Raw genomic sequence first — 15,249 nt, forward strand, 5'->3', positions numbered from 1 at the left:
CAACTATCGGCTTAATGCGTTGACCCATTTCTGGGCAGCGTTTTCGAGTAATCCGTACACAGCTTCAAAGGCTTCGCGGCTTTTCTTGTAGGGATCCGCTATCTCCTGCTGGTTAAGCCAGTGACCAAACAACATGGTCTTGCCGCGTACGGAGGGGTTAATACGATTGACCTGATCCACCTGTCTTTTTTCCATCACCAGAATCAGGTCGTAATCCCGGCACATGCCCGAGGTGAGCTGCTGAGCCACGTGGCCATCCAGCGACAGGCCATGTTCGCTGGCAACGCTGCTTGCCGTACCGTCAGCCGCATAGCCCGTCATTGCGCTAAGGCCCGCAGAGGCAATCTTTTTATCGGGCAGCGCCGCTTTCAGCAGCCGCTCCCCGGTTGGAGAGCGGCAGATATTGCCGACGCAGACCACTAAGATCGAATTAATCATAATGTTCCCGGAGAATTACCAGTTATGAATAGTCTGTACGTTGCGCGTCGCATCGTAGAGGCCGCTAATGGTTGGGACCAGCTGTGAAATAACACGGTTCCAATTCGCCAGAGGCGTCGCGGTCACATAGACGATGTCATAAGGCTGGAGCTGGAATTCGGAACCCATCACCATCGCCGAGGCGTCTTTAGTATTCAGCTGATAAATATTGGCGATCTTGCTGCGGTTCTGCCCTTTGATGGCGCGAATCACGAATACACCAGTAGCATTAGCCGTCGTCTGATCCATGCCCTGCGCGCTGCCCAGCGCTTCAGCCAGCGTCATGCCGCTGCGGTCCATTTTCAGCGTGGCCTGCTGTTTCACTTCACCCATCACAAAGACCTTCAGATCGTCATTGCGCGGAATGTAGAGAATGTCGCCAGGGTAGAGCAGATGGTTTTGCGACAGGTCGCCGTTTTGCATCAGCGCCTGGAGAGAAACGGGGATCTCTTTGCCATTGTGAGTGAGTACAACGTTACGCCAGTCGGCGTTCTGCGTCAGACCCCCTGCTGCGTTAACGGCATCAAGGATCGTTAAGGGGACGTTGGTAATCGCCTGCTGGCCGGACGTGGTGACTTCACCCGTCACGTAGGCTTTCTGCGATTTAAACGAGGCCACGCTGACGTCAACCTGCGGGCTTTCAATATACTGTGCCAGGCGGTTCGAGATTTCATCACGAACCTGCTGTACGGTACGCCCTGCTACGCGGACGCGACCGATATAAGGATAGAAGATGGTGCCGTCAGAGTGAACCCAGTTGCCGGTATCGCTGGCGCTGCGGTACTGACCCGCAGGGGTGGTCAGTTCTGGGTGATCCCAGACGGTGACGGTCAGGACATCGCCAATGCCGATCCGGTACTCATAGTTCTGCAACTCATTTTGCAGGCCGCTGTTCGGCTGGGCGACCACGGGCTGCGGACGCATCTGCTCCACCAGGCCCGGGGTCAGAGGGAAGACGTTAACGTACTTATCAATATCAAAATCGCTGTCTTGTTGCTTAATAACGTCTTTTCCGCTGGTGGAAAGACCAGAGCCCGGTGCAATGGTACATCCGGACAGAAGAGCTGCTGATACCATCAGGGGTATCAATTTCGTTTTGATTGTAATCATCTATCTCATCGCTATCAGTAATTTGATTGATAGTGGCGAATCCGCCGCTGTGTAGCGTCATGCAAAAGTTATAAAGTGAGTCTCACATCAGGCGCTGTAACTGTCAGTCATTTTAATTAACTCCCTATCCTTTTATGCCTTGCCGGTTTGATTAAAACCGACGCTTAACATTCGTCAATAAAAAAGTTTGTTTAGCTAGCAAGTCAATGACAGTTAACAGTCAAAAGACGCTGGTAATACAGAAACAGGCCTTGCGACCTGCTCCCGATTGACGGGTAACCCCGTGAATCAATAGGCACCATCACGTTTTAAAACAACGCCGATGGTTTTGAACAGAATGGCGATATCATTCCACAGCGACCAGTTTTTGACGTACCAGGAGTCAAAATAAACGCGTGTTTCATAATCAACATCGTTACGCCCGCTGACCTGCCAGAGGCCGGTCATACCCGGTTTTGCCATAAAGTAGTAGTCAACGTCACCGGCGTAGCGCTCCAGTTCATCTTCGATAACCGGACGCGGCCCGACCAGACTCATATCTCCGCGCACCACGTTCCACAGCTGCGGCAGCTCATCCAGGCTGGTTTTACGGATAAAGTGGCCGATACGCGTAATGCGTGGATCGTTTTTCAGCTTAAAGTCTTTGTCCCATTCGGCGCGGGCCACGGGATCGGTGCGCAGCACTTCTTCCAGCACTTCCTTCGAATTCACTACCATTGAGCGGAATTTAAGGCACTTGAACTTGCGTCCATTCATCCCGACACGCTCATGGCCATAGATAGGTTTACCGCCGTCGCGCGCCACCATAAAGATCAGTACGGCCAGCGCAGGCATCAGCATGGTAATAATCCCCAGCGCCCCGACCAGGTCGAACGCACGCTTCAGGATGCGGGATGTACGCTTAGCCAGATTATTGCTGACGCGCAGGATCATTACTTCATGGCTGAAAATATAGGCCATGTCCGTACCATAAAGGGGAACGCCGCGCAGGGAAGGGATAACCGAAACGGAACGGCAGTTGTGCTTGGCGAGATTCTTCAGCCAGAGGTCGCGATACTGACTCTGTTCGTACTCCACCGCGACGATGAACTGCGTTTCGCTGTTCACTCTCTGCCACAGCGACTCTTCATCACGAATAACGGGTACGCCAAACAGAGCAAGTGCGGGAGTGGTGTTATCAACATCGTAGAACGCGACGACGTCAAAGCCCATCACTTCTTCGCTTTGCAGCGCCAGCCAGGCTTCCTCGGCGTTCTTGCCGCTACCGATAATGATCGACTGTTTTTTCCACAGCCCGTAGTGATTAAGCACGCGCTTGACCAGCGCACGACCAATCGGGATCAGTACCAGTGCTAATAACCAGGTCATCACCCAAATCCAGCGTGACATATCCCACTTCGAGAGGGCGGTAATGGAAAGGTCAATCACCGAGAAAATCAAAATGCTTTTGAAGATCTCTTTTAATTCAAACCAGAAAGGCTTGCGATAGGTGTAGTGTCGCAGACGCACCCAGAACCAGCCAATACAAACTATTGAGAGGATGATGTGTGTGGCAATTTTTAAATGGAGATCCTGCGAGGAAATATCTTCCAGCATATGGCCTGGAAACGCTTTAATCAGCAGGATAGCAATAAATAAAGAGGCATTAAATAAAATGAGATCTGAAAGAGCCAGTGACAGTTTAATCAACAACCCTTTGAAGGTGTATTCAATATCGCGCATAGTTAACTCTTAATTATTTTTCGAAAGCCTGTGCTTTATTAATTCCATCACTGGAAATAATTGCGTGTTTTTTAATCACGTCATTTATTACACAGAAAACGTATTTGGGAGTCGTGTAAAAGGTCATCTTAACTGACGTTGCAGCAGAGAATTGACATGTAAAATCAACAACAGATGACGGGTCAGAAGAGAATTGACCGGGGCAAAAACCCCTCTCCGGACACGCTACCGCCCCTGGCTTGTAGCTGCCAATGCGCTGTAACGCTCATACTTTGTTGGTTTTATCCTGTCCTCTCTGAGCGGCAGGCTAACGTGTTTCGTCTTAATGTGCGTGTGTTCGCAAAAAAGAACATCGAAATGCCGTTTTGCCACATAACCACAGACATTTCCTAACACGTTGCTATACTAGTTATAAATGGCCTGTTTACAAGAGTCTCTCCCCGCCCGCACTGTCTTTTAGGATTAAGACTACCTTTGCTGCCAGACTGTCGCGCACATATCCTGTTTCCCCGGTGGTTGAAATTCAGATTTACTCCCTGTGGGACTAAGATTAATCCTGAACACTTTCTCTCCACCCGTTAAGTATCTACCAGATTGCTTTACCCACCTATACGAATAATCTTGAAAAGCGTGCGTACGCTAATTGGTAATGGCGCGACAGAGTGATTTCATTTGATGATTATCCCTGCCGTGGTTATTTATCAGAGCCAGCTTCCGCCGCTGATGGGTTTATTTGTGGTATTGATCAGGATTCACTATCATCATAAAAATTTCTTAACGCCGATTGGGTGAGTATCTAATGTTGGAATGGATCGTCGATCCGTCTGTGTGGGCCGGGCTGGTGACGCTTATTGTGCTGGAACTGGTACTGGGCATCGATAACCTTGTTTTTATTGCCATTCTTGCTGAAAAGCTCCCCCCTGCTCTGCGCGACAAAGCGCGCATAACCGGGCTGCTGCTGGCGCTGGTGATGCGTTTGCTGCTGCTGGCATCCATTTCATGGCTTTCGTCTTTAATTACGCCGCTGTTTACCCTTGCCGGTCATCCGTTTAGTGCACGGGACCTGATTATGCTCACGGGCGGGGTTTTTCTGCTGTTCAAAGCCACCATGGAGCTGAACGAGCGTCTGGAGGGAAAGGATGCAGACGAAAATCCACAAAAGCGTGGGGCTAAATTCTGGCCGGTAGTGGCGCAGATCGTGGTGCTGGATGCGGTGTTCTCGCTGGACTCGGTGATTACCGCCGTGGGCATGGTCGACAGCCTGGCCGTGATGATGGCGGCAGTGATCATCGCCATTTTCCTGATGCTGCTGGCCAGCAAGCCGCTGACGCGTTTCGTCAATGCGCACCCCACCATCGTGATTCTGTGCCTGAGCTTTCTGCTGATGATTGGCTTCAGCCTGGTGGCGGACGGCTTTGGTTATGCCATACCGAAAGGCTATCTCTACGCGGCCATTGGCTTTTCAATCATTATTGAGGCGCTCAATCAGCTGGCGCAGTTTAACCGGCGGCGTTTCCTGTCTGCGAAATCTCCGCTGCGTAAGCGTACGGCAGAAGCGGTGCTTCGCCTGCTGCGGGGCGACCCTGACCGCAGCGAGCTGGACAGCGAAACCGCGTCTCTGGCACCCGATTCCGCTGAAGGCCAGGCCATCTTCAACAAGCAGGAGCGAATGATGATTGCCCGCGTGCTGGGGATGGGACAGCGCACCGTCAGCAGCATCATGACCTCACGCCACGACGTGGAGCACGTAGACCTCAGCGAATCGCCGGAGAAGATAATGGCGCTGCTGGACAGTAATCAGCATACGCGGCTGGTGGTCACGGATAACAGTGATGACCCTCTGGGCGTGGTTCATGTTATCGACCTGTTGCAGCAGGCGCTGCACGGCAACAGCCTGAATATCCGCGCGCTGGTACGTCAGCCGCTGGTGTTTCCGGAACAGCTTACCCTGCTGCCTGCGCTGGAGCAGTTTCGCAACGCGCGAACCCACTTCGCTTTTGTCGCGGATGAATTTGGTTCGATAGAGGGCGTCGTGACGCTGAGCGACGTGATGGAGACCATTGCCGGGAATTTACCCAATGAGGGAGAGAATAGCGATCCCCGCTACGACATTCAGCAAAACGTCGATGGCAGCTGGACGGCAAATGGTCATATGCCGCTGGACGATTTGGTCATGTATATGGCGCTGCCGATCGATGAGAAGCGCGATTATCATACCCTGGCAGGATTACTGATGGAGCATATGCAACGGGTGCCGCAGGCTGGAGATGAGATTCAGATCGGCGACACGCTGTTCCGTATCCTTCAGGTTGACAGCCATCGGGTGCAGAAGGTGCAGATTGTTCCGCTGGCAGTCAACGAAGAAGATTACGAGGTATAGGTTTCGGGGAGAGGAATACGTTTCTCAGCGTCAGGATCGAGGCAACGCAACCCTTCTCAGATACGCGCTACAGGTCCAGAGAAGGGCGTAAAGCAGGGCCGGGGGATCCCTCCCGGCCTCGTTTATAAATCCTTAATCAGCTTCTGCACGGATCCGCGCTTATCGCTGTTCTGATTACGATCGGCCCACTGCTGCAAACGTTTTTTCGCCTCGTCCTGTAGCTGCTGTCGCAGCACCTGATCAATCTGCAATGAGTAATTCAGCGCCGACCCTGTCTCTTATACACATCTGACGCTGCCGACGAAGAGTACTTNCGCCTGCTGGTTTGCCAGGTTCACCCCCCCCTCGCCGCTGTAGTTCAGCATTGACGAGGTGCCCTTTAGCGAATCAAAGGCCAACAGGCCCTTATTGAGCGTGGCACCGGCGGTGATATGCTGCAGTGCGCTACCTGCCGGGTGGTCAGACGGCCCGCGCACGCGATCGCTGCTGCGCTCTACCGCACGCTGGATCATCTGCTGAAAATTAAGCCCCGCCATCTGCGCATCCGACAGGCTGACGTCCGCCCTGCCCTGCCAGTCGTGCCGGAACGAACGCACTGACAGGCCTGTGCCGCTGAAATTCCCGGTCAGGCTGAGGTTTCCACTCAGCGATGCCGGAAGGTCAAACGCCTGCAACAGTGGCGCCACGGGAATATCACTGAATACCGGCTGAAAGGCGATAGCCGACACGGCATTTGATACATCTATGCGCCCCGGAAGCGAGAACTCACCCTGACCAACCTTGCCGCGCAGGGTAGTGAGATTCAGGATGCCCTGCTGACTGGCCGCATTAACCTGCACCTGTGCCAGATCCATCCCGCGCCAGCGCATTTTGTCGACGGTGAGCGTAATGCTGCCGTCCAGCGCATTTAACGGTGAATCGGCATTACTCCGCTGGGCGGGCTGGGCAATAACCGGTCCGGGAGCGGCGCGCTGGGCCTGTATGCCCTGGCTGCCGTTACTGCCATTAAGCGTCAGCCCCAGCAGGGAATCCATATTCAGCGAGGGAGAATGTAGATTAATATCGAGCTTTGGACGTTCGGCCAGCGTGCCGCTGACGCTTCCCGTCAGCTGACTGTCGTTCGCCTGCAGCGAAAGGTTTTTCAGGCTGAACGCCTGGCTGTCACCCTGCCAGCTCAGCTGCATATTTGCCTGGCCCTTCACGCCGCGGGTCGGCAAATCCGCGCCGGTGAGCTGGTAGTCAAGCTGATTAATGGTCGCTGAGAACTGCCGGGGATAGCGGCTCATATCCGTATCCGCGTTAACATGCACCAGCAGTTCGCGCTGATCGCGACTGATGCGACTGCTCAGGTCCAGATGTGCCTGTTTTTGCCTGTTCTGGGAGAGCTGTAAATTCAGATCGCGGAAATTAATTTGCTCGCCATTGCTTTGCTGCCAGATCAGCAGGCTGTCCGCCATGCGCAGTTCGTCAATATCAAACTTCCATCCCCGGCTGGTTTCCGGCGGACGGCTGTCCCTGGGCGCCATCGGCGTATTCGCGGGCTGCTGGCTGTCGCTGTCGGGCGTCATACGGATAACCGCGCCTTTCAGCATCACCTGCTTAACCGATAGCTGGTGAGAGAGAAGAGGGAGAAGGTGCACGTCCAGACGCATATTTTCCGCGCTGAGCACCGGCTGTACGGCCCCGGGCGCAGTCAGGCTCATCGGCCCCGACAGAATGCTTAGCTGTGGCCAGACGTGCCAGCGCAGATCGCCATTCAGTGCCAGCCGGTAGCCGCTACGCTGTTCCACCTGACTGGTCATATAGGTGCGAAAGTCGTTAGGATTGATCAGCAATACCAGCGCAGTCATTCCGGCTACTATCACCACCAGCAAAATGGCCAGCGTGGTAATGAATCTTTTCATGCCTTCCCCTCAGTGCCTGAGACTTAATCTTTGTCGATACGGCTGGCATCAGCGCCCTGCTGACCCTTATATTTCGCGTCCTGCCGACGGTTATAGGGTCGGGCAGCCGGTCCTGAAAGCGGTTCAAAACTCAGTGCGCCAATCAGCATACCCGGACGTAGCGCCAGAGGCAGCTTACCTGAATTATAGAACTCAAGCACGATACGTCCCTGCCAGCCGGGATCGATACGGTGCGCCGTCACGTGCACCATCAGGCCGAGGCGCGCCAGCGAGGAGCGGCCATCCAGCCAGCCGACCAGGTTATCCGGCAGGGTCACGGACTCAAGCGTGACCGCCAGCGCCAGCTCGCCGGGATGAAGATAGAAAGCTTCGCCTTCCGGCAGCACGATCTCATCGCTCATGACGCGATCCAGCGCGGCACTCACCTCATCCTTCGGGCCGCTCAGATCAATAAAGGCGGCCGTGTGTCCACGAAAGGTTCGAAACTGGTTGCCCAGGCGCACATCCACGGTGGCTCCGTTAATGCGTTCAACCGGTGGGCGCGGCGCAATGTCGAGCTGCCCGCTGTCGAGCCAGGCTTCAATGTCGCTGTCGCATAATCTCATGGTGGCGTCTCCACTAGGTGTGAATGGGCTAAAACTGGCAGGAAGGCTGGGACAGGTGCGCTTCCTGCGCGTTGTGCCACCCGCGCCCTTCATCAGGCAGCGGGTGACCTTATCCTGCTATTCGAAGAACTGATTAATTTTGGCTTTCAGAATATCAATGGCGATACGGTTTTTACCCCCGCGCGGCACGATAATGTCGGCATACTGCTTGGAAGGCTCAATAAATTGCAGGAACATTGGACGAACGGTTTTCTGGTACTGCGCCATGACCGAATCCATGGAGCGACCGCGTTCGTTAACGTCACGCTTCATGCGGCGCATCAGACAGATATCCAGCGGCGTATCGACAAATATAGAGAAGTTCATCTCCTGGCGCAGTCGGGCGTCGGTCAGCAGCAGGATGCCTTCAAGGATAATGACCTTCTTTGGCTTAAGCTGGATGCACTGTTCGGTACGGGTATGCTCGACGTAGCTGTAAACCGGCAAATCGATCGCCTGCCCGGCCTTAAGCATCTGCAAATGCTGGAGCAGCAGGCTGTGATCCATAGCGCTGGGGTGATCGTAGTTGGTTTTCACCCGCTCATCCATGGTCAGATGGCTCTGGTCTTTGTAGTAAGCGTCCTCAGGGATCACACCAATATTTTCATCACCGACCCGGTCGCGGACTTCGCGATAGAGCGTACTGGCAATAAGACTTTTCCCGGAGGCAGATGCGCCGGCGATACCTACGATGACGCACTGATGCGACTTGTCAGTCATAAATTAAAGACCTGGTTACTGATTGTCAGAGACAATGGAGAGGAGGATTTCGCGCGTAATTATAGGGATTTCGGGGGTTTGATGCCAGCGAAATGCGACATAACGCTTTTAAGACTTTCCCGTTATGCGCTAAAGAGGTTCACCGTTAGAATGACAATAGTGAGACAGGCTTCACAATTTTAGCCCGGTCATTGCGCCTGGCAAACGACAAATAAACAATGGATCACGACCAGACAGCCCCGGGTGAAAGCCCGTCTGCCCCGTAACACAATAAAAAGGAAATCAGGTGTCCTGGCATATTTTGCATTTTTTGACCTATTTCGGCGACAGCATGTTGCTTATCCCGACCGCCGTCATCATGGCTATTTTGATTAACTGGAAAAACAGCGACCGTCGTGCGGTTTGGTACTGGGTGCTGGCTTTTTGTGCCGCTGGCGCAATTGTCAGCCTCTCTAAAATTGCCTTTCTCGGCTTTGGCATCGGCAGCGCACGCTATAACTTCACCGGATTCAGCGGCCACAGCGCCATGTCCGCGACGCTGTGGCCAGTAATGCTCTGGCTGCTGAGCGGCCGTCTGCCCCCACTCTGGCGAGGATTTGCGGTCGGCATCGGCTACCTTATCCCGCTAATGGTCGGCGCATCACGTCTGATCCTCAACTACCATTCCCATAGCGAAGTCTTCGCGGGGCTCATCCTGGGCTTTACGCTGAGTAGCGCCTTCCTGGTCAGCCAGCGCCATGCCCAGCTGAAGGGCTTTTCGACCGGTCAGCTCACTATTGCCCTGCTGCTGCCCCTGGTGCTGCTGGGCCACGGACGACTGGCGACAACGCAGCAGTTTCTGCAGCGCCTGTCGGTGCATATTGCCGGGATCGATCATGCCTGGACACGCGAAGAGTTGTTAAAAATGCGCCAGTAGCAGGCAAGCCCGGCTAATCAATCGCCCGAATAACGCACAGTTTTGAATTCTGGCAGGCATTCAGAAAGGGTTATGCTAGCATGTTCTGAGCAACGCTTAGTGCGCTGACGTGACCGTCTGTCCCCGCTGGAATAGTTAATGACGACTCAGACTCCTTTACAGGCTAGCCCGACGGCTTTATCCCACGGGATGCTGGCGTTATCGCTTGGCGCACTCACCTTTTCGCTGGCAATATTCTGCCTGATGCTGATTAAACTCGGGGGACCTGTTTCGCCGCTGTGGTTCCCCACGGCGCTGATGACCATCGTCGTCTTCCGCCTTCCGTTAACCTCCCTGCCGCTGATCCTTTCCGCCTGCCTGGTCGGGCTGACAGGGGCGAACGCGATGATGGCGGGCCCCTCCCCGGAGGTCGTGACCTTTGCCCTGCTTAATCTGCTTCAGGCTGCCTTCGGCGGGGCACTGCTGCGTCGTCTGATTGACCCCCTGGCACCGCTGGACACCTTGCTGAGTTGGGTAAAAATCGTGGCGTCAGTCGGTTTGCTGGCCCCGCTGCTGGGTGGGGTGGTTGCCACGCTGCTAATCAACGTCAGCGATCGTTCGAATCTGCACTTCTTTTCTACCTGGGTTATCTCAGAAATGATTGGCATGCTGGTGCTGGGGCCGGTCTGCCTGCTGTGGCGCAGCGACTATTTTCACAAAAACTTTAGCCAGCATGTGCTGCTGGAAACCCTCCTGACCCTGGTCGCTACGCTGCTGTTAAGCTATCTGGCTTTGCGTTATCTGCCGTGGCCGTTTACTTTTGTCATTGTTGTGCTGTTTTACAGCGCGGTACGTCTGCCGCGCTTCGAAGCGTTTGTGGTCTTCCTGGCGACGCTGGCGATGATGTCCCTGATGCTAACGCTACATCTGCTCGATTTGCGCTCAAACAGCGGGTGGTTTACTACCCGTACCCCCTGGCTGCCCTTCCTGATGGCCATCATTCCCAGCCATATTATGACGCTGGTGATGCACTCTTTTCGCGAAGAGAGAAAGCACATTGTGGAGAGCGAAACCCGCTTTCGCCACGCCATGGAGTTTTCAAAAATTGGCATGGCGCTGCTCTCTCCGGAGGGGCAGTGGGTACAGGTCAATAAATCGCTCTGTTCGCTGCTGGGCTATCAGGCGCACGAACTGTTGCAGCTCACCTTCCAGCAGATCACCCATCCCGAAGATGTCGAGGCCGATCTTGCCCACGCCCGGACGCTTCTACAGGGTGAAGTGGAGAGCTACAGCCTGGAAAAGCGTTATTACCATCGGAGCGGCAGGATTGTCTGGGCAAGGCTCGCCGTCTCGCTGGTGCGGGATAGCGAACGTCAGCCGCTCTATTTTATCTCGCAGATTGAAGATATCACCGAACTGAAAAAAACCGAGGCGATCAACCGTCGTCTGATGCAGCGGATCACCCTGGCCAATGAGGCGGGCGGTATCGGCGTGTGGGACTGGAACCTGCGAACCGGCAGGATAAGCTGGGACAAACGGATGTGTGAGATTTATCAGCTGCCGGAAGATGCGCAGCCGACCTATGACACCTGGGCTGACATGCTGCTGCCTGCCGACCGGCAGATGGCCACGGACGCGTTCAACCTGGCCACCCTGACGCCCGCGCCGCTGGATATTCACTTTCGCATCAACACCGCGTCGGGCATTCGCCATATTCGCAGTCAGTCGACGATGGTGCTGGACGAAAAGGGCCAGTTGGAAAGGATGCTGGGTATCAGTCAGGACATGACGACAATGCGCCTGCTGACCGATGCGCTCTACCAGGAGAAAGAGCGGATGCATATTACGCTGGATTCGATTGGCGAAGCGGTGATCAGCACCGATAAAGCGATGCGGGTAACCTTTATGAACCCGGTGGCGGAAAGTATGAGCGGCTGGACGCAGGAGAACGCGGCGGGTAAGCCGATCGGCGACATTCTGCGTATAACTCGTGGACACAGCGGCCCCGCCATGGAGATCCTGCTGCAGGGCGAACCGTCATGTGAAATTACCCTGCCGGATATCGACAGGGAGCTGGTGTTGCATAACGCGGCCGGCACGCAGTATGAAATTCACTACACCATCACGCCGCTGAAAACTCAGGAAGGGGAGAGTATTGGCAGCGTACTGGTGATACAGGACGTCAGTGAGTCGCGGGAAATGATGCGCCGCCTGAGCCACAGCGCCTCACACGATATGCTGACCCGCCTGCCTAACCGCGTCAATTTTGAGCTTCAGCTCCAGCGACTGCTGCAATCGGCACGGGACAATCATCAGCAGCACGTATTGGTATTTATCGACCTCGATCGCTTTAAATCGGTGAACGACAGTGCAGGACACGCGGCCGGAGATGCCCTGCTGCGCGAGCTGGCAGGCGTCATGAGGCAACGGTTATGCAGTAGCGACATGCTGGCACGCCTGGGCGGTGACGAATTTGGCGTGCTGCTGGCCGACGTGACGCTGGAGGAGGCACGCGAGAGAATTTCCCGCACGGTGCTGGCGGTGAACGAATACCGCTTTATATGGCAGGGTCAGCGCTACCCGATTGGTGCCAGCGCGGGCATTACGCTGATCAATCGCCATAACTGCAACGACAGCGAGGTGATGGCGCAGGCCGATCTCGCCTGCTACAACGCCAAGCATAGCGGGCGCGGGCAGTTCTCAGTATACGGTTCCGCTCTGCTTAAGCATCTGAACCCCCTGCTCTCCCGCCGTGAAAACGAGTAGCCCGACGCGCTCATCCCGCTCAGGTCAGGCGATTTAATCGCGCGGGGTTCTTGCTCTCCACGCGGCCCTGGGCTAAAGTCCCCCCCTTTTTTCACCGCTCGCGGAGGGGACATATGTTTATCGGCTTTGATTACGGTACGGCAAACTGCTCGGTAGCCATCATGAACGAGGGCGCACCCGAACTGCTGCCTCTGGAGCAGGGCTCGACCTTACTGCCCTCGATGCTGTGTGCACCGACCAGAGAGGCCGTCAGTGAGTGGCTTTTTCGTCATCATCAGGTGCCCACGCCGGACGCGGAGAATCAGGCGATCCTGCGTCGCGCGGTGGCTTTAAATCGTGAAGAAGATATCGACGTCACCCCCGGCAGCGTGCAGTTCGGCCTCGCCTCGCTGGCGCAGTATATGGAAGACCCCGAGGACGTCTGGTTTGTTAAATCCCCTAAGTCGTTCCTCGGCGCAAACGGACTTAAACCCCAGCAGGTCGCCTTTTTTGAAGATCTGGTGTGCGCCACGATGCTGCATATTCGCCAGAAGGCTGAACAACAGCTTAACGGCAGCGTCAGCCAGGCGGTGATTGGCCGCCCGATCAACTTCCAGGGGTTAGGCGGCGATGAGGCCAACCGTCAGGCGCAGGGAATTCTGGCGCGAGCAGCCTCCCGCGCAGGCTTTAAGGACGTTGAGTTCCAGTATGAGCCCGTAGCGGCCGGGCTGGACTTTGAAGCGACCCTCACCGCCGAAACGCGCGTGCTGGTAGTGGATATTGGCGGCGGAACCACCGACTGCTCGATGCTGCTGATGGGGCCCGAGTGGCATGACAAGGCGGATCGTAGCAGTAGCCTGCTGGGCCACAGCGGCTGCCGCGTCGGCGGAAACGACCTGGATATCATGCTGGCATTCAAAGAGCTGATGCCGCTGCTGGGATTAGGTGGCTCGACCGTTAAAGGCATTAACCTGCCCGCCCTGCCCTGGTGGAATGCGGTGGCAATCAATGATGTCCCGGCGCAAAGCGACTTCTACGCCACCGCCAGCCGCAGACAGCTCCAGGATTTGATCCGCGATGCCGCCGAGCCCGAAAAGGTGAAACGGTTATTAAAAGTCTGGCAGCAGCGGCTGGGCTATCGGCTGGTTCGCGCGGCGGAAGAGAGCAAAATCGCCCTGTCGGATCGCCAGCAGGTTGGCGCACCGCTGAGCTTTATTGAGGCATCCCTGGAGACGCTTATCAGCGTGGATGCGCTTCAGGCGGCCATATCTCAGCCGGTTGAGCGCATAAAGGAGCAGGTGAAACTGGCGTTAGCCGCCAGCGGCACCCGCCCGGATGTGGTGTTCCTCACCGGCGGCAGCGCGCGCTCGCCGGTGCTACGCCAGGCGCTAAGCGAACTGCTGCCTGACATCCCGCTGACCAGCGGCGATGACTTCGGCTCGGTCACCGCCGGACTGGCGCGCTGGGCGCAGGTGATGTTCCGCTAAAGCCTTATGCCGCGCCAGCGAGGTTTAGCTAAGCCTTAAGCCTGACCGGCACTGGCGTCGGAGAGCGCACGCAGATCCGCGTCGCTCAGCTTAAGCGCGGCGGCTTTCGTTAGCTCGTCAAGCTGGGCCAGCGAGGTCACGCTAACAATCGGTGCCGTAATGCTGGGTCGGGCAATCTGCCATGCCAGCGCGACCTGCGTTGGCGTGGCGTTATTGCTTTCAGCCACCCTGTCGAGCGCCTTCAGGATGCTCAGCCCGCGTGGGTTGAGGTATTTCTGCACCACGCCGTCGCCGCGCGGGCTCTTACTGGCATCTTCCGGCCGGCGGTATTTACCGCTCAGAAAGCCGCTCGCCAGGGAATAATAGTTAATCACGCCCAGCCCGTTCTCGCTGGCGACCTTTTCCAGCCCGCTTTCATACTCTTTGCGATCGTAAAGGTTATATTCCGGCTGGAGCGTTTCATAACGCGCCAGACCCTGCGCTTCGCTGACCTTTAACGCTTCCGCCAGCCGCTCTGCCGAATAGTTAGAAGCCCCTACTGCACGCACTTTGCCCTCTTTAATCAGCGCGTCAAAGGTCGCCAGCGTCTCCTGCAGCGGCGTGTCGCTGTCGTCGCGGTGGGCCTGATACAGATCGATAGTGTCGGTTTGCAAACGTCGCAGGGAATCTTCAATCGCCTGGCGAATGCGGGCCGGTGCCAGCCCGGTTTTTCCGTCACCCAGATCCATACCCACCTTGGTAGCCAGCACGATTTTATCGCGCTTGCCGCTCTGCTTCAGCCAGTTGCCGATAATGGTCTCCGACTCGCCGCCCTGGTTGCCGGGTGCCCAGCGCGAATACACATCAGCGGTATCGATGAAATACAGCCCTTTCTCAACCAGCGCATCCAGCAGTGAGAAGGAGGTTTTCTGGTCGATTGTCCAGCCGAAGACGTTGCCGCCGAAGGTGAGCGTGGGAACCTGAATGCCGGTGCGGCCTAATGAACGGTGCTCTATCTGACTCATCATGTCTCTCCTGAAATGAATGATTTTCGCGTGCTAATTAGCGTAGCAAACATTGTCACGAGCGCGTGGTACATTTGTGGCATAACATTTTCACTTTATGAGTACTTAAGTTATCAGGCGCAATCGCGCATTACGTCGCTGACAATAAAGCAGAAAAAATA

General features: G+C 55.6%; 10 protein-coding genes and 1 pseudogene. 4 read left to right on the forward strand and 7 right to left on the reverse strand.

Annotation, left to right across the window (positions count from 1 at the left end; all coding sequences use genetic code 11):
• Positions 1–3 precede the first annotated feature (3 nt).
• From A1830_RS15970 to wbaP, 3 genes are all read right to left on the reverse strand, one after another.
• The gene (locus tag A1830_RS15970; protein WP_067708475.1) at positions 4–438 is read right to left on the reverse strand and encodes an arsenate reductase/protein-tyrosine-phosphatase family protein; all 435 of its coding nucleotides are present in this window, start codon (positions 436–438) and stop codon (positions 4–6) included.
• Between the two features lie 15 nt (positions 439–453).
• Positions 454–1,587 (reverse strand): polysaccharide export protein, encoded by a 1,134-nt coding sequence (locus A1830_RS15975; protein ID WP_067708480.1) that lies wholly within the window; start codon positions 1,585–1,587, stop codon positions 454–456.
• 288 nt (positions 1,588–1,875) lie between these two features.
• Positions 1,876–3,309, reverse strand: coding sequence for an undecaprenyl-phosphate galactose phosphotransferase WbaP (gene wbaP, locus A1830_RS15980; RefSeq protein WP_067708484.1), 1,434 nt, complete (start codon positions 3,307–3,309; stop codon positions 1,876–1,878).
• A gap of 799 nt (positions 3,310–4,108) precedes the next feature.
• On the opposite strand from wbaP, the gene A1830_RS15985 reads away from it, so the two are divergent.
• The gene (locus tag A1830_RS15985; protein ID WP_073981039.1) at positions 4,109–5,689 is read left to right on the forward strand and encodes a TerC family protein; all 1,581 of its coding nucleotides are present in this window, start codon (positions 4,109–4,111) and stop codon (positions 5,687–5,689) included.
• Between the two features lie 122 nt (positions 5,690–5,811).
• Here A1830_RS15985 and asmA read toward each other — a convergent pair.
• The 3 genes and pseudogenes from asmA to udk form a co-directional block, all read right to left on the reverse strand.
• A pseudogene (gene asmA, locus A1830_RS15990) lies at positions 5,812–7,593 on the reverse strand (outer membrane assembly protein AsmA).
• 23 nt (positions 7,594–7,616) lie between these two features.
• Positions 7,617–8,198: a dCTP deaminase gene (dcd, locus tag A1830_RS15995; protein WP_067708487.1), complete on the reverse strand. Its 582-nt coding sequence runs from the start codon at positions 8,196–8,198 to the stop codon at positions 7,617–7,619.
• Positions 8,199–8,315: 117 nt separating this feature from the next.
• The gene (gene udk, locus A1830_RS16000; protein WP_067708491.1) at positions 8,316–8,957 is read right to left on the reverse strand and encodes a uridine kinase; all 642 of its coding nucleotides are present in this window, start codon (positions 8,955–8,957) and stop codon (positions 8,316–8,318) included.
• Between the two features lie 286 nt (positions 8,958–9,243).
• Between udk and A1830_RS16005 the strand changes: the two genes are divergently transcribed.
• The 3 genes from A1830_RS16005 (at position 9,244) to yegD (ending at position 14,084) form a co-directional block, all read left to right on the forward strand.
• Positions 9,244–9,873 carry a phosphatase PAP2 family protein gene (locus A1830_RS16005; RefSeq protein WP_231877652.1) on the forward strand — a complete coding sequence of 210 codons (630 nt, stop codon included), beginning with the start codon at positions 9,244–9,246 and terminating at the stop codon, positions 9,871–9,873.
• 138 nt (positions 9,874–10,011) lie between these two features.
• Complete coding sequence (locus A1830_RS16010; RefSeq protein WP_073981036.1) at positions 10,012–12,618, forward strand: diguanylate cyclase; 2,607 nt, start codon at positions 10,012–10,014, stop codon at positions 12,616–12,618.
• Between the two features lie 113 nt (positions 12,619–12,731).
• On the forward strand, positions 12,732–14,084 hold the full coding sequence (yegD, locus tag A1830_RS16015; protein WP_067708498.1) for a molecular chaperone: 1,353 nt from the start codon (positions 12,732–12,734) through the stop codon (positions 14,082–14,084).
• A 35-nt stretch (positions 14,085–14,119) separates the two neighbouring features.
• Here the strand turns inward: yegD and A1830_RS16020 are convergent, their stop codons facing one another.
• Positions 14,120–15,088, reverse strand: a complete 969-nt coding sequence (locus A1830_RS16020) for an aldo/keto reductase (RefSeq protein WP_067708502.1) — start codon at positions 15,086–15,088, stop codon at positions 14,120–14,122.
• Positions 15,089–15,249: the final 161 nt, after the last annotated feature.

It is taken from the genome of Erwinia sp. ErVv1 (assembly GCF_900068895.1).
GTDB lineage: Bacteria > Pseudomonadota > Gammaproteobacteria > Enterobacterales > Enterobacteriaceae > Erwinia.